Source organism: Sphingomonas sp. 3-13AW, assembly GCF_049311085.1.
In the GTDB taxonomy this organism is placed as follows: Bacteria; Pseudomonadota; Alphaproteobacteria; order Sphingomonadales; family Sphingomonadaceae; genus Sphingomonas.
The window spans coordinates 35,530-57,977 of sequence record NZ_JASNVZ010000003.1 but is presented as its reverse complement, the minus strand read 5'-3'; the positions used below and the strand labels follow the sequence as shown (position 1 = coordinate 57,977).

Sequence of the window (22,448 nt, the reverse complement as noted above, 5' to 3'; positions counted from 1 at the left end):
TGTCCCCGCGTATACCCGCCCGGACGCCCCGGCGAAAGGGTTGCGGCGAGATGCTCCTCCGATAGAGGGAGCGGATGCGAAACCTCATAGCCTTCGCGGCCCTCGCTGCCGCCGCGCCCGCCGCCCCGGCGCTCGCCCAGACGAGCCAGGACGAACAGGTCTGGGTCAATGTCACCCTGATGGGATCCGCCAAGGACGACCTTCTCTACTTTGTCGAGGCGCAGCCCCGGCTGATGGAAGGGCTGTCCGAAATGCGCCAGGCGCTCTTGCGCGGGGCCATCGGCTGGAAGCTTAACGACCGCCTGAGCATCTACCAGGGCTATGCCTATGTCGCGCAGCCGGTGGAGGGGGCCGCCCCGGATCGTGACGAGCACCGCAGCTTCCAGCAGGTCTCGTGGACGCTGCTGCCGGGTGCGACCGAGCTATCCTCGCGCACGCGCTTCGAACAGCGCTGGATCACCGGTTTCGACGATACCGGCTGGCGCCTGCGCCAGATGGTCCGGCTCGAGACTCCGCTCGCCGCGGGCGCCAAGCCGCTCAAGGCCTTGTTCTCGGTCGAGGGGATGGTCGCGTTCAATGATACCGACTGGGGTGCCCGCAGCGGCTTTGACCAGGTGCGCAGCTTCGCCGGGTTCGAAGTGCCGCTGAAGGGCAAGACGACGGTCGAGGCCGGATATCTCAACCAGTTCGTCAACCGGCCCGGCAACGCGAATGCCGTCAATCACGTCGCGTCGGTGAGCTTGTTCATCCGCCCCTGACGCTGGTCAGGCCACCGCAAACAAAAACGCCCCGGGGAGGATGCTCCCCGGGGCGTTTATTCTTTGTGGCTGCTGCGGTCAGTCGACCTTGGGCAGCGTTTCGAACTGGTGGTACGGCGGCGGCGACGACAGCGTCCACTCGAGGGTGGTTGCCCCTTCGCCCCAGGGATTGTCGCCCGCCGGGCGGCCCTTCGCCAGCGAAAGGAACAGGTTCACGAAGAAGAAGCCCATGCCGATCGCCATGATCACATAGCCCGCCGTCGCCATGTGGTTCCAGTAGGTATAGGCGTCGGGATAGTCCGGAATACGGCGCGGCATGCCGTTGGCACCCAGGAAGTGCATCGGGAAGAACAACAGGTTCACGCCGACGAAGAACACCCAGAAGTGCAGCTTGCCGAGCAGCTCGTTGTACATCTTCCCGGACATCTTCGGGAACCAGTAATAGAAGCCCGCGAACAGCGCGAACACGGCGCCGAGCGACAGCACATAGTGGAAGTGCGCGACCACATAATAGGTGTCGTGCATATAGTCGTCGACACCGCCGTTCGCGAGGATGACGCCGGTGACGCCCCCGACCGTGAACATGAAGATGAACCCGAGCGCCCACAGCATCGGCGTGGGGAAGCGCAGCGAGCCGCCCCACATCGTCGCGATCCACGAGAAGATCTTGATGCCGGTCGGGACCGCGATGATCATCGTGGCGGCGGTGAAGTACATCTTGGTGTTCACGCTGAGGCCGGTCGCAAACATGTGGTGGGCCCACACGATGAAGCCGACCGCGCCGATCGCGACCATGGCATAGGCCATGCCGAGGTAGCCGAACACCGGCTTGCGGCTGAAGGTCGCGACCACATGGCTGATCATGCCGAAGCCCGGCAGGATCATGATGTACACCTCGGGATGGCCGAAGAACCAGAACAGGTGCTGGAACAGCACCGGATCGCCACCGCCGGCCGGATCGAAGAAGGTCGTGCCGAAGTTACGATCGGTCAGCAGCATGGTGATCGCGGCCGCGAGCACCGGCAGCGACAGCAGCAGCAGGAATGCCGTGACCAGCACCGACCAGGCGAACAGCGGCATCTTGTGCAGCGTCATGCCCGGTGCGCGCATGTTGAAGATGGTGGTGATGAAGTTGATCGCACCCAGGATCGAGGCGGCGCCCGAAAGGTGGAGCGACAGGATCGCCATGTCGACGGACGGCGAGGGTTCGCCATAGGTCGAGAGCGGCGCATAGATCGTCCAGCCGGTGCCAGCGCCCCCGAAGAAGGGCGAGGCCAGCAGCAGGATGCCCGACGGCACCAGCAGCCAGAAGGACACGTTGTTCATGCGCGGGAACGCCATGTCCGGCGCGCCGATCATGAGCGGCACGAACCAGTTGCCAAAGCCGCCGATCATCGCCGGCATCACCATGAAGAACACCATGATCAGGCCGTGGGCGGTGATCATCACGTTCCAGAGGTGCAGCGATTCGTCGAGGCTCTGCTCGGACCCGGCGAGCCAGGTCGCCCAGCTGCCCAGGTGCTGGATGCCGGGCTCTGCCAGCTCCCAGCGCATCAGGCCGGAAATCGCGCCGCCGATCACGCCCATGAAGATGGCGAAGATCAGGTAGAGGGTGCCGATGTCCTTGTGGTTGGTCGACAGGAACCAGCGCGCGAAAAAGCTCGGGCGGTGGTCCTCATGATGGTCGTGCGCGTCGTGGCGCGGCGCTTCGAACGCCGAGGGCTGCAGGGCGGTGTCGGTCATGGCTTACTGATCCGCGTTGCCGGCGCCGGCCGGATTGCCCGTGGCGCCCTGAGTGATCGGGGTCGCGGCCGCAGTGGCGTTGACCGTGGGGCCGTCTCCACCCGCTGCCGGGGTCGACGTGTCGTCGGCCGCGTCGGACGACGGCTGCGCCGGCGCTGCGGCCGAGGGCTGGGCCTCGCCCGGCATCGTGCCGCCCTTGGCGCGGATCCATGCGGCGAATTCCGCCGGCGGCACCGCGTCGATCGCGATCGGCATATAGGCGTGGCGCGCGCCACACAGTTCCGAACACTGGCCGAAATAGACGCCCGGCTTCTCGATGGTGAAGCTGGTTTCGTTGAGGCGGCCGGGGATCGCATCGAGCTTGATCCAGAAGCTCGGGATCGCCCAGCTGTGGATCACGTCGTTGGCGGTGGTGATCAGGCGGATCGGCACGCCCACCGGCAGGACGATGCGGTTGTCGGTCGCGAGCAGGCGCGGGCCGTCGGCATCGGTGCGATACCGCTGGCCGGGGGCGACCTGGTCACGCTCCTTGAGCATGTTGGCCGTCACCGACACACCGCCGTTGTCCGGATATTCGTAGGTCCAGAACCACTGGTTGCCGATCGCCTTGAGCGTCACCGCATTCTCGGGTGCCGGCTTGTACTGATGGGCGAGCAGCCGGATCGACGGCACCGCGAACACCGCCAGGATCAGCACCGGGACCGCGGTCCACAGGATCTCGATCATGGTGTTGTGCGAGGTGCGCGAAGGGTTGGGGTGCGCAGCCGCCCGATAGCGGATCACGACCCAGATCAGCAGTGCAAGCACCAGCAGGACGATCGCGGTGAGGACCGGCATCAGCAGGTGGTTGTGGAAGCGCGCCGCTTCCTGCCCATTGGGGGTCACCTGCTCCTGAAGTCCGATCACGCGCGGGCTCGGCTGGCCCTGGTTCTCGGCAGGGAGGAGCCGGGGCGTACCGTCCGCGTTGAGGGTCGGGTCGGCGGCGGCAGCGTCAGGCTGGGCTGCGCCGGCGGTGGCGGGCGGTGTCACGGTGCCGTCAGGCTTGGCTTCCGCAGAGCCCGGGGGCGGTGCCCCCACCTGCGGTGCCGCGGCCTGCGTGCCGACATTCGGCGGTGTAGCAGGCGCGGCCGCGTGGCCCACCCCCGCAATCGCTAATCCTGCCCCCAGTAACGCCAGCTTCAGTCCGGACAGCCCCATTCCAGCCATTCGCATCCCCATCCACCCGTTTTCTTCGCGCGGGCTTGCGCATCCGGAACCCCGGAATAGGCCCAGTTCAGGGCTATAGGCGGCGTTTCGCTGTGCCTCAAGCGCAAGGCCGCTCTTTTTACCCGAGCGATTGCCGCGCCGCCCGGCTGCGCCTAGAGAGAGCCTCGACCATGACCGACGACGATATCCTGGCGGAATTCCGCGCAGCAGAGGCCCTTTTGGAGGGCCATTTCATCCTTTCTTCGGGACGCCACAGCGCGCGCTACCTGCAGTGCGCGCGGGTGTTGATGGACCCGCGCCGTGGCGCGCGGCTGGCGGATGAACTGGCCTCTCGTTTGCCCAGCGACGTGCGCGGAGCGATCGACGCGGTGGTTTCGCCCGCGATGGGCGGCGTGATTGCAGGGCACGAAATGGGCCGCGCGCTGGGACGCCCGGCGATGTTCCTGGAGCGGCCGACCGGCACCTTCGAACTGCGTCGCGGCTTTCGCCTCGATCCCGGCACCCGCGTCCTGATGATGGAGGACGTGGTCACCACGGGCCTTTCGTCGCGTGAGGCGATCGCGGCGATTCGCGCTGCAGGCGGCCAGGTGGTTGCCGCCGCGGCGCTGGTCGATCGCTCGAACGGCACGGCCGACCTGGGCGTGCCCTTCTATCCGCTGATCCGCCTGGAAGTGCCGAGCTACGCGCCCGATGAACTGCCGCCCGAACTGGCGGCGATTCCGGCTGCCAAGCCCGGGAGCCGCGCTGCGGCGTGACCGAGCCCCTCCGCCTCGGCGTCAACATCGACCATGTCGCGACCGTCCGCAACGCGCGCGGCAGCGGCTATCCCGATCCCGTGCGGGCGGCGCTGCTCGCGGCCGAGGCCGGAGCGCAGGGCATCACCGCGCACCTGCGCGAAGACCGGCGCCACATCACCGACGACGACATTGCGCGCCTTTCGGCCGAACTGCCGGTGCCCCTTAACCTTGAGATGGCAGCGACCGAGGAGATGCTGGGCATCGCGCTCCGCCACCGGCCGCACGCCGCCTGCATCGTCCCCGAGAAGCGCGAGGAGCGCACGACCGAGGGCGGGCTGGACGCGGCCGGGCAGTTCGACCTGCTCGCACCGATGGTCGCGGCACTCGGCGATGCCGGGATCCGCGTGTCGCTGTTCATCGAGGCCGACGCGGCGCAGATCGATGCCGCCGTGCGCCTCCGCGCCCCGGTGGTCGAGCTTCACACCGGACATTATGCAGAGCTTGGCGAGGACGCGCGCGAGGTAGAGCTCAAGCGGCTTTCGGACGCGGCGGCGCTGGCGGCCAAGAATGGGATCGAGGTGCATGCCGGTCACGGCCTGACGTTCGACAACGTCGTCCCGATCGCCGCAATCCCGCAGCTGCGCGAGCTCAACATCGGGCATTTCCTGATCGGAGAGGCGATCTTCGACGGGCTTGCCCCGGTCGTGCGGCGGATGCGCGCGCTGATGGATGCGGCGCGGTGATCGTCGGGCTCGGCTCGGACCTCTGCAACATCGAGCGCATCCAGAACTCGCTCGACCGGTTCGGCGAGCGTTTCATCCACCGCGTCTTTACCGAGGTGGAGCAGGCCAAGGCCGCGCGCCGGCCTTTCACCCGCGCCGGCACCTTTGCCAAGCGGTTCGCCGCCAAGGAGGCGTTCTCCAAGGCGGTCGGCACCGGTTTCAACCGCGGCGTCTTCATGCGCGACATCGGCGTCGTCAACGCCCCTTCCGGCGCGCCGACACTGGCGCTTTCCGGCGGAGCCAAGACTGCGCTTGAGGCGTTGATACCGCCGGGGCACATTCCCAGAATACACCTGACGCTCACCGACGACCATCCATGGGCCCAGGCGTTCGTTATCATAGAGGCGCGTCCCGGCGCCCAACAGGAAGTTCGATGACCGGAGAGGACCTGGCCCTGCCGTCCCAAAACCCCGAGCCGTCCACCACCAAGCGCCGGTCCACGGACTGGGGAGCGGAAATCCGCAACCTGGTGGTGCTCGTCCTGGCGGTTCTCGGCTTCCACAGCCTGATCGCCAAGCCGTTCTACATTCCATCGGAATCGATGATGCCGGGGCTTCTGGTCGGCGACCGGCTGGTGGTGACGAAGTTCCCGTACGGCTATTCCTACGTGACGCCGGCCTTCCACCTGTTGCCTCCCTTCGAGGGCCGGTTGTTCGGAAGCCTGCCGGAGCGCGGCGACGTGGTGATCGTGACGCCGCCCGGCACCAAGACCGACTATATCAAGCGCGTCGTCGGCCTGCCTGGCGATCGGGTGCAGGTATCGCGGGGCATGCTCTATCTGAATGGCACGCCGGTCGAGCGGCGTGACATGGGGGAGCGGATGATCCCGGTTGACGCCAATACCGTCTGCCCGGCCTGGCAATATCCGGACGCGCAGGTCCGCGACGCGGCGGGGCAGCAGTTCTGCCGCTTGCCGATCTATCGCGAGACGCTGCCCAACGGCCGCTCCTATGACACGATCGATGCCGTGCAGGGCTCGATCGGCGACAATTTCGGACCGATCACGGTGCCGGCCAACCACGTCTTCCTGATGGGCGACAATCGCGACAATAGCGCCGACAGCCGCTTCCCGCTTTCCGAGCAGGGTCTGGGCGGGCCGGTGCCCTGGGAGAATATCGGCGGCCGGGCCGAGTTCATCACCTTCTCGCTCGACGGGACGACCAGCCTCAATCCGCTGAGCTGGTGGTCGTCGCTGCGGGGCGACCGGGCGGGCACCTCCCTCCATCCGGAAAAGAGCAAGTGAGCAAGGGCGGGCGGGTAGAGCTCGAACACGCACCAGGTCCCAACGAGATGCGCGATCCGCTCGTCCGGGCGGAACTGCGCCGGGCGTCCGTGTGGTTCGGCCTCGCCATTGCCGCCGGGCTGATCGTGCTGCTGGTGCAGCCGCTGCTGATCATCTTTGGCGGGCTGGTGTTCGCAGCCATGCTCGACGGGGGCGTGCGGTTGCTGGGCCGGGTGCTTCCGATCGGCCGCGGGCTCCGGCTCATCATCGTGGTCGTGCTGGCGCTCGCCTTCATCCTCGGCACCTTCTACCTGACCGGCGTCCAGATCGCGGCGCAGGCGGAGCAACTGCGTGCCACGCTTGAGGTGCAGGGCAACCGCCTGATCGCCTGGGCGAACGCCATGGGCCTGATGCCGGGCCGCTCCGACATGAGCGAGATCGTGCGCCAGGCGATGGGCTCCGTCGGACGCCTGACCTCCGCCGTGGGCAGCGTGTTCGGGGCCTTCACCAGCCTGTTCATGATCATGGTCATCGGCCTGTTCGTGGCGATGGAGCCCCGGATCTACGATCGCGGACTGCAGTGGATGGTGCCGGTCGGCAACCGCGCCGAGTTCGCGGTCACCATCAACCGCATGGCGACGACGCTCCGCCGGCTTCTGGCCGGGCGCCTGGCCGGGATGTTGTTCGAGGGCCTCCTGACCTGGCTGCTCCTGTGGGTCGCCGGGGTGCCGATGGCGCTGCTGCTCGGCATCATCACCGGCCTGCTCGCGTTCATCCCGAACATCGGCGCGTTCATCAGCGGCGTGCTGATGGTCGCGGTGGGGTTCAGCGCCGGTGTCGACACCGGGATCTGGGCGATCGTCATCTATTTCGTGGTGCAGACGTTCGACGGCTATGTGCTGCTGCCGATCGTCGCGCGGCGGACCGTCGACCTTCCGCCGGCGCTTACCCTGTCGTCGCAGATCCTGGCTTCCACCCTGTTCGGCATCCTGGGCCTGGCACTAGCCGACCCGATGGTGGCGATGATCAAGGTCGCGCTGGAACGCGAATCCGAACGCGCGGCCAAGGCCGGCGTCCGGATGACCGAGGAAGACGAGGAAGCCGCCTAGGCGGTACCATCGGGAGGGAGGCGCAGGCGCTTCCCTCCCGGACGGGTTCAGATCTTTGCCGGGTAGATCGGCTGGATGTCGACCGGGATTCCCACCATTGAGTCCACGAGCGTCTGTGCGTTGCCGTCAAGCTTCTGCCAGCGCGAGAGCATCGTCTTGGCCCCGGCATAGTCGCCGTTGCCCTGCACGACGATGATGTCGCGCAGCAGGTCGCGCAGGCCCGCCTCCATCTTCACATTGTCGATGCGATAGCGGCCGGCGCTCGGGTCCCAGGTGAACGCACCCTTGTCGCGCAGATAGCCGTACTGCATCGCCGCGCCCCGGCCGTGCGCCTCGGCAGTTCCGGAGCGCATCGCGCGGAAGATCCCCGCAAGATAGGTCGCGAACGCCTGCGGCTTCTCTGCAATCGGGAGCTCGCCCTTGTTCATCATGAACAGGATGTTCAAGACGCCCATGACGTCGGCCTTGGCCTCCTCAAGCGCGGATGCCTGCTCCTTCAGCTCCTCGTTCACGCTGGTCTTGCGGCCGTCCACCGTGATGTTGCCCGGGCCGAGGCTGTGCGAAAGCTCGTGGAACAGCGTTTCGAGCTGCATGTACTTCTTGGCGACCAGTGCGGCCTGTTCGGGCACCAGCACCAGCGGTGCCATCGGCGCCAGGATGCGGTCGTACTTGGCGCCCAGGATGTTGGAGAGGATCACCTTCTTGGCGCCCTTGGCCTCGCGCACCCGCTCGTCATTGGGCAGGTTGAACGCGATGGTGCGGCCGCCATGTTCATTGTCGCCACCGCCGCGGACCTGCTCGGCCACTGCGATCGGCGATTCAAAGCCCCGCGCGAAGTTCTTGTAGCGTTCGTCGACCGGCAGGTTCGCTTCCATGTCGCGCAGATACTGCTTGTACTTGTCGAGGGCTGCCGAGTCCGCCGGATCCTTCAGGGTCACGAAGCTCTCGAACGCGGTCTTCGCGCCGAACAGGCGGTCGGTGTAGACCTCGTACGGGCCGATCGCGATTTCGATCGGCGTGTCCTTCAGGTCCATCCACGCCAGCTCGGACTCGTAATAATCGTCGGTGCGGAACGCCTTTGCCCGCAGCGTCAGGAAGCGCTTGAGGCTGGGGTTGGTGGTGATGGCGGCGGCGCGCTCCAGCAGCTTGGCGGCCGGCTCCAGCCATTCGCGATACTCGACGGAATAGGGCACCGCCTTCAGTTTCGTGCCCTCTCGCCGGACCACCGTATAGGGGCTGGTCAGCGCCGCCTTCTGATCGGGATTCCGCGCGAGATACGCCTCGAACTCCTCCCGGGTCATGTCGTCGGGATAGAATCCGGCTCCCTCGGGCATCGCTCGGGTTCCCCAGAAGGGCTGGAGCTCCGCGAACTCGTCCCACGGGCCCAGATTGGCATCGAACCAGTCGAGCAGCAGCGCCTGGTCCCCACGGCGGCTGCGCTCGATTGCGGTCCGGGTCGCGGGGTTCAGCACGTCGCGCTGGCGCAGGTAGATCGGCGTCATCAGATCCGACGCCTGGATCAGCAGGTTCACGACCTGGCGCTCCTCGGGCGACAGGAAGCTGGTGTCGGGGGTGATGTCGATGCGCGCGATCTTGGCACGCTGTGCCTCGAGCGAATACTCCGCCTCCTGCCGTGGCGCGCTCGCCTGCTCGGCCGGGGCGGTCTGCGTCTCGGCACAGGCAGTGGTAGCTAGAAGGACGGCGAGAAGCGGTAGGCGCATGGGCAGAAAACCTTGGTGTTCAGCTTCGAAGATCAGGCGGCGAGGCTCTTGCTGACCTGTTCGAGCATGTCCTTGGACAAGCCGGGCGTTGCGAGAATGCGTTCCAGCGCCTCGCGCATTGCCTGCTGGCGGGTCGGGTCGAAGCGGCGCCAGCGGCCGAGCGGCGGTATCATCTTGGCCGCGGTCTGCGGATTCAGCCGGTCGAGTGCGATCAGCTGGTCGACGAAGAAGCGGTAGCCCCGGCCACCAGCGGTGTGGAACGCGCGCTGGTTGACCCCGAACGCTCCCACCAGCGCACGGGCGCGGTTCGGGTTGGTGAGGGTGAAATCGCGGTGACGGGCAAGTTCCTCCACCCGTTCCGGCGTATCGTCGCGCGACGAGAGCGCCTGGGTCGAGAACCACTTGTCGAGCACCAGCGGATTGTCGCGATACCGGTTGTAGAAGATATCGAGCGCGGCGACCCGCTGATCCCACGGGCCGTTCACCAGCGTCATCAGCGCGCCCTGGCGGTCGGTCATATTATCCGCCTGTTCGAACTGGGCGAAGGCGAGGTCGCCGATATCCGGCGCACCGGAGGCGGCGAGATAGCCCAGCGCCACCGTCTTCAGGCGGCGCTTCCCCTTGGCTTCCGGCGTATATTCGAAGGCATCGCCCAGCGTCCCCTCATAGGCTTCCCGCCAGTCGCGCTCGAGGGCGCGGCCGATGTCCCGCCGCAGTGCTTCGCGGGCGCGGAAGATGGCGTCGGGGTCCACCACGGCGAGCTGGTCGCCGATGAAGTTGTCGGAAGGGAGCAGCACCGCCTCGGCCACGAAGGCGCGGTCGAGGTCGGGATTGCGCAGCGTCTCGCGCACCGCATCCACCACCGCGCCATGATCGCCGCGTCCGCGGGTGACGGCGAGGACCAGCGTGTCGAGCATCAGCTGCTGCATCGCCTCATAGCGGGCGAAGGGATCGTCGTCGTGCGCCGACAGGAAGGCAAGGTCGGCGGCCGTGCGGTTGGTGTCGACGATGACCGGTGCGGAAAACCCGCGGTTGATCGACAGCACCGGGCGTTCGGTGACTGCGGCGAAGCGCACCGTCGCTCCCGCATCCGACAGCACCACGACCTGTTCCTCGCCGAGCGGCCGGCCGGTGTCGGCACCGAACAGCCGCAGCCGAAGCGGCAGCACCATCGGCTCCTTGGTCGGCTGGCCCGGCGTGGGCGGAATGCTCTGGTGCAGGTGCAGCGTCGCGATGCCGCCGCCCGGCTTGTGCTCGAGGGTTGCGGTCACGCGCGGGGTGCCGGCCTGCGAATACCAGAGGCGGAACTGGGCGAGGTCGACACCATTGGCGTCTTCCATCGAGGCGACGAAGTCCTCGCAGGTGGCCGCGGTCCCGTCGAACCGCTCGAAATAGAGGTCGGTGCCGGCGCGGAACCGCTGCGGTCCCAGCATCGTGTGGAGCATCCGCACCACCTCGGCGCCCTTGTTGTAGATGGTAGCCGTGTAGAAGTTGGAGATCTCCAGATAGCTGTCCGGGCGGATCGGGTGCGCCAGCGGCCCGGCATCCTCCGGGAACTGTGCCGCGCGCAGGCTGCGCACGTCCTCGATCCGCTTGACCGCGGCCGAGCCCTGGTCGGCTGAGAAGCCCTGGTCGCGGAACACGGTGAAGCCTTCCTTCAGGGAAAGCTGGAACCAGTCGCGGCAGGTGACGCGATTGCCCGACCAGTTGTGGAAATATTCATGGGCGACGACGGCCGCGATCGCGTCATAGTCATGGTCCGTCGCGGTATCCGGGTCCGCGAGGATGTAGCGCGAGTTGAAGATGTTGAGGCCCTTGTTCTCCATCGCGCCGAAGTTGAAGTCGTCGACGGCGACGATGTTGAACACGTCCAGGTCATACTCGCGGCCATAGACCCGCTCGTCCCACAACATGGAGGTCTTGAGCGCTTCCAGCGCGTGGCCGGTCTTGGGCAGGTCCTTTTCCCGCACCCAGATGGCGAGCTGCACCTCGCGGCCGCTGCCAGTGACGAAGGTCCCGCGGTTGGCGACCAGGTCGCCGGCAACCAGCGCGAAAAGGTACGACGGCTTGGGAAAGGGGTCGTGCCATTCCGCCCAGTGACGGCCGTCTTCCAGATCTCCGTGCGCGACCGGATCGCCATTGGCGAGCAGCACCGGGAAGCGCGCCTTGTCGGCGGTCATCCGCACGGAATAGCGCGCGAGCACGTCGGGCCGGTCCGGGAAGAAGGTGATGCGACGGAAGCCCTCAGCCTCGCACTGGGTGCACAGGTTCCCGCCAGAGGCATAGAGGCCCATCAGCTGGGTGTTGCGCTCCGGGGCGATCGCCACCTCGGTCTCGACCACATGGGCGTCGCCATCGAGGTCGATGACCAGCGCGTCGCCGTCCATGCGCCAGCGATCGTTGCTGCCGGCAACACCGTCGATTCCCACCGACAGCGGCTCGAGCCCGTCGCCGTCCAGGCGCAGCGGCCGGCGGTGGTGGCCGTTGCGCTGCACCGTCAGCTTCGCCCGGACAACCGTGCGGGCCGGGTCGAGGTCGAAATCGAGCGCAATCTCCGACACCTGCCAGTCCGGGGCGCGATAGTCGCTGCGCAGGACGGGCGCGGGAGGCTGGTCGGGGGAGCGGAGTGCGTCAGCCATGAGGAAACCCTTGCAGATCGAACCCAGCCGGGGTGTGCGCGTGATTGCGTCGACGCGCGACCGGCTGCATAGCCGTCCCATATGCACTCGACGTCAAGGATTCCAATGCTGCGTACCGCACTGCCGTTCGCAATCGCCGTCGCGATCCTCCCGGCGCCCGTCACCTATGCCCAGAAGGCGAAGCCCGCAGCGGCCGCGCCGGCTGCACCGGCTCCCGGCGCCGACGTGGCGCAGCGTAATGCTGTCGCCAATGCGCCGCTGCCGGCCGACCAGGCGGCGATGAAGGCGCATGTGCTGTTCCTGGCGTCGGACGCGATGCGCGGGCGCGAAGCGGGATCGCCGGAATATGACATCGCCGCCAATTATGTGGCGTCGCAATTCTATGCGGCCGGACTGCGGCCGGCAGGCGACCAGGGCAGCTACCTGCAGAAGGTGCCGCTGCTCAGCTACAAGCCGGCCGACAAGGGCGGCGTCGCGATCGCAGGGGAGCCGCTGGTGTTCGGCGAGGATTATATCCCGGCCGGCAATCCGGCGACGCCCCAGCTCGCCGTGGACGCCCCGGTGGTGTTCGTCGGCTATGGGCTGGTCGCGCCGAGCATCGGCCGTGACGATTATGCGGGCGTGGACGTGAAGGGCAAGATCGTCGCGATCGTGCCGGGCACGCCCGAGGGCCTGAATGGCGAGGAGCGCGCGCACTTCGGCAGTGCCGCGACCAAGGCGACGATCGCGATGTCCAAGGGCGCGATCGGGATCGTGACGCTGGAAACGCCGGAAGCGGCCAAGCAGCGGCCGTTCGCCAAGCTCGCCGAAGGCTGGGACCAGCCGCGCGTCGCCTGGGTGAACCAGAAGGGCATCGCCAATGTGCCGGCCCCGTCGACGCCGTCGCTGGGTATGCTGAGCCAGGCAGCCGCGACCAAGTTGTTTGCGGGGAGCTCGATGACCTGGGAACAGGCCGTCGCCGCGCTGAAGGGCGCCGAGCGGTTCGAGCCGATCGCCCTGCACAAGAACCTGTCGGTGCGGATGAGCACCACCAGCACCCCGTTCGCCAGCTATAATGTCGCGGGCCTGCTCGTCGGCAGCGACCCGCAGGTCGGCGGCGAGGTGGTCGTGCTGAGCGCGCATCTGGACCATGTCGGCGTCGGCACCGCAGTGAAGGGCGACAGCATCTACAACGGTGCGATGGACAATGCCGTGGGCGTTGCATCGCTGATCGAGGAGGCCAAGCGCTTCCAGGCATCGGGCAAGCCGCCGCGTCGCAGCGTGCTGTTCCTGGCGGTGACCGCGGAGGAGAAGGGGCTCGTCGGCTCCGATTATTTCGCCAACAACCCCACGATCGCGAAGTCGGCGCTGGTCGCCAACGTCAACCTCGACATGCCGATCATCACCTACAAGTTCACGGACGTGATCGCCTTTGGCGCCGATCGTTCGACGCTCGGGCCGATCGTGCGGCGTGCAGCGGCGATGGCGGGGGCCAGCTTCTCGCCCGATCCGATGCCGGAGCAGGGGCTTTTCGTGCGCTCCGACCACTATCGCTTCGTGCAGCAGGGCATCCCGTCGGTCTTCCTGTGGCCGGGCACCGCGGGCGCGGGCAAGGCGGCGGTCGATAAGTTCTTTGCCGAACATTATCACAAGCCGTCGGACGAGGTGGTGCAGGACCCGGTCATCGACTGGGAGTCCGGCGTCCGCTTCATCAACGTGAACTATCAGATCGCGCGTGACATCGCCGACGCGCCGGAACGGCCGACCTGGAACCCGGGCGACTTCTTCGGCACGCTGTACGGCGGGATTGGCGCGGTCGCGCCGGTTGAAAAGACGAAGGAGGAGGCGCCGAAGGGTAAGGCTAAACTGCGACAATCAGTTACAAAGTAGCGATTGCCAGTCCGAGAGGGCGGCGTCTAACAAGGCCCTCTTCTTACCCAGCGCCTTGGCGAGGGGCCGACGATGCCTGAGACGAAAGTCGTTGGTTTGCGTTGGCCCGCTCCGCCGAGGCTGTCCGTAATCCCGGCGCGTCGTCGTGGCTTTGGCCGCGGTGTCGTGCAACGATCAGGCTGTCGGTATGCACTCGGCTCTTCCTCGCGCGACCCTTCCCCTGCTTGCCGCGGCTCTGGTGCTCGCCGGATGTTCGCACGAGGAAGAGCAGGGCAAGGGTGGCCGGCGCGGCGGAAACCGGGGGCCAGCGCAGGTGGGCTTCGTGGTGGTCCAGCCCACCAGCGTTCCCGAGACCGTGGAACTCAACGCGCGCGTCACCGCCTATGAACAGTCAGAGGTGCGGCCGCAGGTCGCCGGCCTGATCCGGCAGCGGTTCTTCAAGGAAGGATCGATCGTCCGGCAGGGCGAGCCGCTCTACGAGATCGACCCGCGCCTCTACAGTGCGGCGGTTTCCGAAGCGCAGGCCAATCTCCAGAGCGCCCGCGCCAATGCCGAGGCGACCCGCGTCAATGCCGAGCGGCTGCGGCCGCTCGCGCAGATGGAGGCGGTCTCGCAGCAGGAATATACCAACGCCGCCGCCGCCGCGCGCCAGGCCCAGGCCGCCGTGGCGCAGAACCAGGCGCAGCTGGAGACGGCGCGCATCAACCTGCGCTTCACGACCGTGCCGGCGCCGATCAGCGGCCGGATCGGTCGCTCGCTCTTCACGGTGGGTGCGCTGGTGACGGCCAACCAGGCCAATCCGCTGGCGGTGATCCAGCGGCTCGACCCGATCTATGTCGATATCCAGCAGTCGAGCACGGCCCTGCTCGCGTTGCGCCAGGCCTTGTCGTCGGGCGGCGTGGTCCCCACGCGCGCCGTCGTGCGGCTGAAGCTGGAGGACGGCACCGAATATGGCCGGACCGGTGTCGTCGAATTCGCGGAGTCGCTGGTCGATCCCAACACCGGGACGGTGACGCTGCGCGCCCGCTTCCCCAACCCCGACGGGTTGCTGTTGCCCGGCATGTTCACCCGCGCCGTCTTCGCCCAGGCGATCAACACCCGTGCATTCCTGGTGCCCCAGCCAGCCATCACGCGCGACCCTGCAGGTAAGGCGACGCTGTTCGTGGTCGGCCCCAACAACCGGGCCGTCCAGCGCAAGGTCGTCGCCAACGTGACCCAGGGCACCAACTGGGTCGTGACCGACGGGCTGCAGCCCGGCGACAAGGTGATCGTCCAGGGCACGGGCAACCTCCGGCCCGACGCCGAACTGCGGCCAGTGCCGGCGGATTCGCCACAGCGCGTGGCGCCGCCGCAGGAGAAGCAGGGCGGCCAGGGCAAACAGGGCGCAACGTCGGGCGCGACATCCCCCGCCAAGGGGGGCTGAGCCAGCATGTCCCGGATTTTCATCGATCGCCCGATCTTCGCATGGGTGATCGCCATCATCATCATGCTGGCCGGCGTGGGCGCGATCTTCAGCCTGCCGATCGCCCAATATCCCGACGTGGCGCCGCCGCAGGTGAACATCCGCGCGACCTATCCGGGTGCGAACGCACAGACGATCCAGAACAGCGTCACCCAGATCATCGAGCAGCAGCTGACCGGCATCGACGGCCTGCTCTATTTCAGCTCGACGTCCAGCTCGCGCGGGCAGGTGACGATCAGCGCGACGTTCGAAAAGGGCACCGATCCCGACATCGCCCAGGTCCAGGTCCAGAACCAGGTCCAGCAGGCGCTGCCGCGACTTCCTCAGCAGGTGCAGCAACAGGGGCTTCGGGTCACCAAGTCGAACCCGGACTTCCTGATGATCGTCGGCGTCTATGACGAGACCGATCGCCGGACGAACGCTGACGTTTCCGACTATCTCGAATCCAACCTCGTCGAGCCGCTGGGCCGCATCGAGGGCGTGGGCGAGACCAACGTGTTCGGATCGCAATATGCGATGCGCATCTGGCTCGATCCGGCCAAGCTCGCCAGCTACAGCCTGGTGCCCGGCGACGTGATCACCGCCGTCCAGAATCAGAATACCGAGATTGCCGCGGGCGAGCTGGGCGGCCAGCCGCAGCCCAGCACACAGCTGCTCAACGCGACCGTCACGGCGCAGGGGCGGCTGCGGACGCCCGAGCAGTTCCGCAAGATCATCCTGAAGACCCTGACCAGCGGTGCGAGCGTCCAGCTGGGCGACGTGGCGCGCGTGGAGCTCGGCCAGGACAATTACAGCTCGCTCAGCCGGGTGAACGGGCACCCGGGGGCCGGGGTCGCGATCTCGCTCGCGCCAGGTGCCGACGCGCTCAAGACGGCGCGGCTGGTGAAGGCGGAGGTCGCGCGCCGCGCTGCCGACTTCCCGGAAGGCTTCACCTACGATTACGCCAACGACACCACCGCCTTCATCCAGCTGTCGATCCACGAAGTGGTGAAGACGCTGATCGAGGCCGTGATCCTGGTCGTCATCGTCATGTTCGTGTTCCTGCAGAGCTGGCGCGCGACGCTGATCCCGACGATCGCGGTGCCGGTGGTGCTGCTGGGTACCTTTGCCGTCTTCTACCTTGCCGGATTCTCGATCAACACGCTCACCCTGTTCGGGCTCGTGCTGGCGATCGGTCTGCTGGTCGATGATGCGATCGTGGTCGTGGAGAACGTCGAGCGCCTGCTCGAGGAAAATCCCGACATGACGCCGTACGAGGCGACCATCGAATCGATGAAGGAGATTCAGGTCGCGCTGATCGCGATCGGTATCGTCCTGTCGGCGGTGTTCCTGCCGATGGCGTTCTTTGGCGGGTCGACGGGCGTCATCTATCGACAGTTCTCGGTGACGATCGTCGCCGCGATGGTGCTGTCGGTTCTGGTCGCGTTGATCCTGTCCCCCGCGCTCACCGCGACGCTGCTCAAGCAGAAGAAGCGGGATGCCGACGGCGTGCACATCCGCGATGGCTGGTTCCCGCGCCGCTTCCCCGGAGTCGTGCGCTTCGGCGATCGTGCGCGCGACGGCTTCAACAGCCGCTTCGACCGGATGGTCGCGAGCTACGAGGGCGGGGTGAAGCGGGTCATCAACCGCAAGTGGCTGTTCCTGCTCATCTATGCGGGCACGCTGGCGCTCCTGGTGCTGCTGTTCGTGCGGTTGCCCACCAGCTTCCTGCCGTCCGAGGACCAGGGCGCGGCGCTGATCCGCTATCAGCTGCCGGCCGGCGCGACCCGTGGCCGTACCGAGGAGGTCCAGCGCGCGGTCGAGAAATATCTCATGACCTACGAAGGCAAGAACGTGCGCACGCTGCTGACCGTCAGCGGCGGCGGCGGTGGCGGCGCTGCCGGCCAGAACACCGGCCAGGGCTTCATGAACTTCGTCGACTGGTCCGAGCGCAAGAACAAGGAGGACAGCGCCTCCGCGATCGTCGCGCGCGCCTCTGCCGCCTTCAGCGGCCTGCGCGACGCCCAGGTCTTTGCCCTGATCCCGCCCGCGATCCGCGGTCTTGGCCAGTCGAGCGGCTTCACCATGGAGCTGCAGAACACGAGCGGCATGACGGCTGAGCAATTCGCCCAGGCTCGCGACAAGTTGCTGGCGGCCGCGACCGCCAACCCCAAGCTTACCGGCGTGCGCCTGACGGAGCTGCCGGACGTGGCGACGTTGCGGGTAGACTTCGATCAGGAAAAGCTGTCGGCGCTGGGGCTGTCGCAGAATGACGTGAACACCACCCTCTCAACCGCCTGGGGTGGGCGCTACGTCAACGACTTCATCGACAGGGGCCGCGTGAAGCGCGTCTACGTCCAGGGCGACGCCCCCTATCGGGAGAAGCCGTCGGACCTCGCCCAATGGTTCGTCCGCTCGCAGGACGGCAGCATGGCGCCCTTCACCTCGTTCGCGCAGACATCCTGGGGCGTGGCGCCCACGACGCTGTCGCGGTTCCAGGGTCTGCCCTCCTACGAGTTCCAGGGCGACGCGGCCCCGGGCACCAGCTCGGGCGAGGCGATGGACACGATCGCAGCGCTTGCCGGCGAGATTCCGGGGGTGGGCGTTGCCTGGGCAGGGCTGTCGTTCCAGGAGCGGCTCTCCTCTGGCCAGGCGCCGCTGCTCTACGGGCTGTCGCTGCTGGTCGTGTTCCTGTGTCTGGCCGCGCTCTATGAGAGCTGGTCCATCCCGATTGCGGTGCTGCTGGTGATCCCGCTCGGCCTCATCGGGGCGGTGTTCTTCGTGACGTTGCGCGGGCTGGAGAACGACGTCTATCTGCAGATCGGGCTGCTCACGACAATGGGCCTGGCCGCGAAGAACGCGATCCTGATGATCGAGTTCGCCGAACAGGCAGAGCGCAAGGGCGCCCGCGTGATCGACGCTGCAATGGAAGCCGCACGCATCCGTCTGCGCCCGATCCTTATGACCAGCCTCGCCTTCATCTTCGGCGTGTTGCCGCTGGCGCTGTCGACGGGTGCCGGCGCGAACAGCCGCATCGCGATCGGTACCTCGGTGATCGGGGGCATGCTGACCGCGACCATCCTCGCGATCTTCTACATCCCGCTGTTCTTCGTGCTGGTACGCCGCGGCGTGCGCGACGGCTTTGCCAAGCTGCGTGGACGTCCGACCGGGCACCAGCCCAAGGACCAGCTCAAGGAGGAGCCCGCGGCATGAACGCCCGGCTGACCGCCCTGCTGCCGCTGCTGCTGGCAGGCTGTTCGATGGCCCCCAAGGACGTGCGCCCGCCGTCGCCGGTGCCGGCATCCTGGCCGGTGGGCGACGCCTATCTCCGCCAGAGCGAAGCGACGTTGCCGGTGGTGAGCTATCGCGATGTGTTCGTCGATCCGCGCTTGCAGGCGCTGATCGGCCAAGCGCTGAGCAACAACCGTGACCTGCGGATCGCCGCCGCCAACATCGTGGTCGCCCGCGCGCAGTATCGGATCCAGCGTTCGGAGCTGTTCCCGCAGATCGACGCGACCGGTGGATTTACGCGTACGCGCAGCGGCGCGCGAACGTCCGGCAACGGCAACAATGCCATTCCGGGCGGGGGCACCGGCATCCCGGGCGACGGGACCACGAACCCGGGCGCCGGCATCCAGGGCGGCGGTGGCGCAACGACATTCGACCGCTTTACGACCAACGTCGGCCTGACCTCGTTCGAGCTCGACCTGTTCGGGCGTATCCGTTCGCTCACCGAGGCACAGCAGAACCAGTATTTCGCAACCGAGGCGGCGGCGCGTGCAACACGGCTGACGCTGGTCGCCGACATCGCCGATGCCTGGCTCACCTATGCCGCGGACACGAGCCTGCTGCGCATTGCCGAGCAAACGGCCGCCAGTGCGGAGCGGAGCGTGACGCTCACCCGCGCCCGGCTGCGGGGCGGGGTGGCGCCCCGCACCGACGTCCGCCAGGCCGAGCAGGTGCTTACCGCCGCCCAGGCCGATGTCGCGCAGCAGCGCACCCAGCTGGCGCAGGACGTCAACGCGCTGCAACTGCTGGTCGGCGCGCCGTTTGACCGCGCCCTCCTGCCGGACACGATCGAGCAGGCCGCGCCGGCCGTGACGCCGCTTCCCGCGGGCCTCGATTCGGGCGTGCTGTTGCGCCGGCCGGACGTGGTTCAGGCGGAATATCAGCTGCGTGCAGCCAATGCGGAAATCGGGGCGGCGCGCGCGGCGCTGTTCCCGCGCATTTCGCTGACGGCAGTGCTGGGGCTTGCGAGCAACGCGCTCGGGTCACTGTTCGACAATGGTGCCTTCACCTATTCGGCCGGGCCGTCGATCGCCTACCCGATCTTCCAGGCCGGGGCGGCGCGCGCCAATGTGCGTCTGACCGAGGCGCAGCGCGAGGCGCTGCTGGCGCAATATGAGCGCACCATCCAGATCGCGTTCCGCGAGGTGTCCGACGCGCTTGCCCGGCAGGGGACGATCGGAGAGCAGCTGCGCGCGACCGAGGCCCAGACCGCGGCCGCGGCGGATACGTTCACGCTGACGGAGGCGCGATACCGCGGCGGGATCGACCCGTTCCTGGCCAGCCTTGACGCGCAGCGCTCGCTCTACCAGGCGCAGCGTACGCTGGTGCAAACCCGCTTCGTTGAGGCGAGCAATCGCGTGACGCTCTACCGCACCCTGGGCGGCGACACGCTGCTGGAGGTGACGGAACAGGGGCCGGTGCCGCTCACGCCCGCGGATTGAGCGGAACCCTCGTTCGTCGCGCTGGTTCGGAATGACAGGATTCCGAGGAGACGGACGATGAGCGACAAGCAGCCGATGCAGGCAGCCGGCAAGGGCGTGGCAGAGGGCAAGGACGGCGTTGATCAGGAGCGGGTGAACAGCCGCAATGCCGGCGGCGAGAGCGGCGGCCGCGCCTATCCCAACCCGCACACTGGCAAGGACAAGAAGCAGAGCGGCTTCTTCGGACACGGTGGCCAGACCGAGATCGACTATAGCGGTCCGGGCGGTGGTGAGGGTGATACCGGCACCAATGTGAACGGCGCCACCGGCTCCAAGACGGACTGACGATACCGCCGGGCGGCGAGGGGGCTAGCCCCCCTGCACGATGGGGTGGCGCGCGCGCAGATCATCCGCGACGCGCTCCACTGCCTCGACCGCGGCGCCGTTCCCCGACGGCTGGATCGACCAGTTGCAGTGCGTGTGCGTTTCGAGGCTGTGAACGGTGACCTTGCCGATCACCAGGCGCCAGTGACGACGCGTTCCACCGGCGTCGCGGACGAGCGTGGCGACGAACAGGTCGAGCAGATCGGCAGCGGTCATCGTCGGCTCATACCCTGAGGTAGCGGAAGTACCAGACCTCGTGCCCCTGCCGCCGGGCCTTGCGCTCATAGCGGGTTTCCGGCCAGTCGGTCGGACGGGTGAGGAAGTCCTTCGCGGTTTCGAGCTGCCACGCGAAGTCGTGGCGGCCCCGCATCACCATCATCGCCCAGCGGCAATAGGTGGGATCGTCCGTGCCCAGTCGAAACTCGCCGCCGGGCTTCAGCTTGGCGGCGATCAGGTCGAGCGGACCGTCATTGACCATCCGCCGCTTGGCATGGCGCGCTTTGCGCCAGGGATCGGGGTGGAGGAGGTAGACCCGCTCCAGGCTGGCGTCGGGGAGCCGCTCCAGTGCCTCCAGCGCGTCGCCCATGTGGAGGCGCACATTCTCCAGCCCGTCGTCGCGGATGTAATTGAGCGCGCCGACGACGCCGTTCAGGAACGGCTCGCAGCCGATGAAGCCGTGATCGGGCCGCATCGCCGCCTGACCCGCGAGATGTTCGCCCCCGCCGAAGCCGATCTCGAACTCCAGCGGACGGGCGTCGCCGAACAGGGTTTGCGCATCCAGCGGGCCTTCGTCGGGGATGCTGACGACGGGCAGCAGTTCCTCCACCAGCGCGGCCTGGCCCTGGCGCAGCTTATGTCCCTGGCGGCGGCCGTAGAGGCGGCGGATCGAGGTCGGTTCAGTCATGGCGCGGGGCTGTAGCCGCCGATCGCCCCGCCTCCAAGCACCGATGGACCCGGAACGCTTGGCCACGGGTTCAAGGACAACATTGGCGAGAGGCAGCGGACGGGAATGACTACGGGCGGGAAGGGCAAGGCGCTGGCGCACGAGGTGGAGCGCGCCGATATCAAGGCAGGACATGCCGCGGCCGAATGGCGCAATCATCAGGCGACCCGCGGGCTAAAGGCCGTACGCGAGCTCGCAGATCAGCCGCCCCTGATTGCGCTGTCGGTGGCGACTGCGGCGGTCGGCGCACTGCGCGGCGACCGGCGGCTGGCTCGGACCGGTGCGCGCATGCTGGCGAGCCACCTGCTCGCCACCGCGATCAAGGCGCTCATCAAGAGCAAGGTCGATCGCGCGCGGCCAAAGCTGTTCAGCACGGAGCGCGACCATCGCCTGACCCGGGGTGACCGCAACGAGGGACCGCACAACAGCTTTCCCTCAGGCCACACCGCGGGCGCAATGGCGGTTAGCCGCGCGATCGTCCGCGAATATCCCCGCGCGCGGGTTCCGGCGTATCTGGGGGCAGCCGTGTCGGGCGGCGTCCAGCTTCCGACCGGCGCGCACTTTCCCATCGACGTTGCCGCCGGCGCGCTGATCGGCGCCGTAGCCGAGGCGACGGTCGCGTGGATATTCCCGGATGCGCAGACCGATCAGAGCTGCGATTCGATCGCGGCCTTGTCGATCACGGACCAGACCTCCGCGATGCGGCCGCCTTCGAACCGGTAGAAAGCGTGTTCGAAGAACTGCACCCGCTTGCCGTTGACCGGCAGGCCGAGAAAGCTGGCCTTGGGCGTGCAGTCGAAGCGGAGGCGGGCTGCGAGGTGCGGCGGGTCGGCGGTCACCAGCGCGACGTCGAACCGAAGATCCTGAATGTCGCGGTAATTGCCCCGGATCAGGTTGCGGTAGCCCGCGAACCCCAGCGTGCGCCCGTTATGGACCACATCTGCCGCCACGAAGCGGGCTAGCGCATCCCACGCCTGCGCATTCAGGCAGGCGGTGTAGGCGCGGTAGAGGGCGGGAAGATCGACGATAGCCACCCCCAGAGAACCCCGTCGTCAAGGGTTCGTTGCGGCTCGATCCGCCAGTGGGGGAGAATGGTGCGCCCGGAACGATTCGAACGTCCGACCCTCAGATTCGTAGTCTGATGCTCTATCCAGCTGAGCTACGGGCGCTTGGGAGGCGGTCCAC

Annotated in this window: 19 protein-coding genes and 1 tRNA gene; 12 read left to right on the top strand and 8 right to left on the bottom strand. The window is 67.4% G+C overall.

The genetic code is table 11. The features are described 5' to 3' along the window. The first annotated feature begins 74 nt into the window (after window positions 1-74). Window positions 75-758 (top strand): DUF2490 domain-containing protein, encoded by a 684-nt coding sequence (locus QP045_RS05315; protein WP_422513928.1) that lies wholly within the window; start codon window positions 75-77, stop codon window positions 756-758. A 78-nt stretch (window positions 759-836) separates the two neighbouring features. On the opposite strand, the gene ctaD is transcribed toward QP045_RS05315, so the two are convergent. Further along, entirely contained in the window at window positions 837-2,501 is a 1,665-nt protein-coding gene (gene ctaD, locus QP045_RS05310) for a cytochrome c oxidase subunit I (RefSeq protein ID WP_422513927.1), read from the bottom strand. A gap of 3 nt (window positions 2,502-2,504) precedes the next feature. Further along, entirely contained in the window at window positions 2,505-3,707 is a 1,203-nt protein-coding gene (coxB, locus tag QP045_RS05305; RefSeq protein WP_422513926.1) for a cytochrome c oxidase subunit II, read from the bottom strand. A 170-nt stretch (window positions 3,708-3,877) separates the two neighbouring features. Here coxB and pyrE point away from each other — a divergent pair, with 170 nt between their 5' ends. From pyrE to QP045_RS05280, 5 genes are read left to right on the top strand one after another with little or no spacing between them, the layout of a single operon-like run. Next, window positions 3,878-4,462 (top strand): orotate phosphoribosyltransferase, encoded by a 585-nt coding sequence (gene pyrE / locus QP045_RS05300; protein WP_422513925.1) that lies wholly within the window; start codon window positions 3,878-3,880, stop codon window positions 4,460-4,462. Further along, window positions 4,459-5,187, top strand: a complete 729-nt coding sequence (locus QP045_RS05295; RefSeq protein WP_422513924.1) for a pyridoxine 5'-phosphate synthase — start codon at window positions 4,459-4,461, stop codon at window positions 5,185-5,187. Before pyrE ends, QP045_RS05295 begins: the two co-directional genes overlap by 4 nt. Next, a complete protein-coding gene (gene acpS / locus QP045_RS05290; protein ID WP_422513923.1) occupies window positions 5,184-5,603 on the top strand; it encodes a holo-ACP synthase in 420 nt (139 codons plus the stop codon). The genes QP045_RS05295 and acpS overlap by 4 nt, the downstream gene beginning before the upstream one ends. Further along, the gene (gene lepB, locus QP045_RS05285) at window positions 5,600-6,469 is read left to right on the top strand and encodes a signal peptidase I (RefSeq protein WP_422513922.1); all 870 of its coding nucleotides are present in this window, start codon (window positions 5,600-5,602) and stop codon (window positions 6,467-6,469) included. The genes acpS and lepB overlap by 4 nt, the downstream gene beginning before the upstream one ends. Then, window positions 6,466-7,557: an AI-2E family transporter gene (locus tag QP045_RS05280; RefSeq protein WP_422513921.1), complete on the top strand. Its 1,092-nt coding sequence runs from the start codon at window positions 6,466-6,468 to the stop codon at window positions 7,555-7,557. Before lepB ends, QP045_RS05280 begins: the two co-directional genes overlap by 4 nt. Window positions 7,558-7,604: 47 nt before the next feature. Here QP045_RS05280 and QP045_RS05275 read toward each other — a convergent pair whose 3' ends face one another. Then, window positions 7,605-9,278, bottom strand: coding sequence for a dipeptidyl-peptidase 3 family protein (locus tag QP045_RS05275; RefSeq protein WP_422513920.1), 1,674 nt, complete (start codon window positions 9,276-9,278; stop codon window positions 7,605-7,607). 32 nt (window positions 9,279-9,310) lie between these two features. Further along, on the bottom strand, window positions 9,311-11,917 hold the full coding sequence (gene pepN / locus QP045_RS05270) for an aminopeptidase N (protein ID WP_422513919.1): 2,607 nt from the start codon (window positions 11,915-11,917) through the stop codon (window positions 9,311-9,313). Window positions 11,918-12,022: 105 nt separating this feature from the next. Here pepN and QP045_RS05265 point away from each other — a divergent pair, with 105 nt between their 5' ends. The 5 genes from QP045_RS05265 to QP045_RS05245 all read left to right on the top strand — a co-directional run bounded on the left by QP045_RS05265 (window position 12,023) and on the right by QP045_RS05245 (window position 20,281). Further along, complete coding sequence (locus QP045_RS05265) at window positions 12,023-13,786, top strand: M28 family metallopeptidase (RefSeq protein ID WP_422513918.1); 1,764 nt, start codon at window positions 12,023-12,025, stop codon at window positions 13,784-13,786. 187 nt (window positions 13,787-13,973) lie between these two features. Continuing rightward, entirely contained in the window at window positions 13,974-15,209 is a 1,236-nt protein-coding gene (locus QP045_RS05260; RefSeq protein ID WP_422513917.1) for an efflux RND transporter periplasmic adaptor subunit, read from the top strand. 6 nt (window positions 15,210-15,215) lie between these two features. Beyond that, the gene (locus tag QP045_RS05255; protein ID WP_422513916.1) at window positions 15,216-18,440 is read left to right on the top strand and encodes an efflux RND transporter permease subunit; all 3,225 of its coding nucleotides are present in this window, start codon (window positions 15,216-15,218) and stop codon (window positions 18,438-18,440) included. Next, complete coding sequence (locus tag QP045_RS05250; protein WP_422513915.1) at window positions 18,437-19,957, top strand: efflux transporter outer membrane subunit; 1,521 nt, start codon at window positions 18,437-18,439, stop codon at window positions 19,955-19,957. Before QP045_RS05255 ends, QP045_RS05250 begins: the two co-directional genes overlap by 4 nt. Window positions 19,958-20,014: 57 nt before the next feature. Continuing rightward, complete coding sequence (locus QP045_RS05245; RefSeq protein WP_422513914.1) at window positions 20,015-20,281, top strand: hypothetical protein; 267 nt, start codon at window positions 20,015-20,017, stop codon at window positions 20,279-20,281. A 24-nt stretch (window positions 20,282-20,305) separates the two neighbouring features. Here the strand turns inward: QP045_RS05245 and QP045_RS05240 are convergent, their stop codons facing one another. After that, a complete protein-coding gene (locus tag QP045_RS05240; RefSeq protein ID WP_422513913.1) occupies window positions 20,306-20,536 on the bottom strand; it encodes a hypothetical protein in 231 nt (76 codons plus the stop codon). Between the two features lie 7 nt (window positions 20,537-20,543). Next, on the bottom strand, window positions 20,544-21,224 hold the full coding sequence (gene trmB, locus QP045_RS05235) for a tRNA (guanosine(46)-N7)-methyltransferase TrmB (RefSeq protein ID WP_422513912.1): 681 nt from the start codon (window positions 21,222-21,224) through the stop codon (window positions 20,544-20,546). Between the two features lie 105 nt (window positions 21,225-21,329). Between trmB and QP045_RS05230 the strand changes: the two genes are divergently transcribed. Then, window positions 21,330-21,986 (top strand): phosphatase PAP2 family protein, encoded by a 657-nt coding sequence (locus tag QP045_RS05230; protein WP_422513911.1) that lies wholly within the window; start codon window positions 21,330-21,332, stop codon window positions 21,984-21,986. Here the strand turns inward: QP045_RS05230 and QP045_RS05225 are convergent. Together QP045_RS05225 and QP045_RS05220 are read right to left on the bottom strand one after the other, a co-directional pair. After that, the gene (locus QP045_RS05225) at window positions 21,911-22,297 is read right to left on the bottom strand and encodes an ester cyclase (RefSeq protein WP_422513910.1); all 387 of its coding nucleotides are present in this window, start codon (window positions 22,295-22,297) and stop codon (window positions 21,911-21,913) included. The two genes, QP045_RS05230 and QP045_RS05225, sit on opposite strands and share 76 nt — an antisense overlap. A gap of 58 nt (window positions 22,298-22,355) precedes the next feature. Beyond that, window positions 22,356-22,432: transfer RNA gene (locus QP045_RS05220), tRNA-Arg, on the bottom strand. Window positions 22,433-22,448 lie beyond the last annotated feature (16 nt).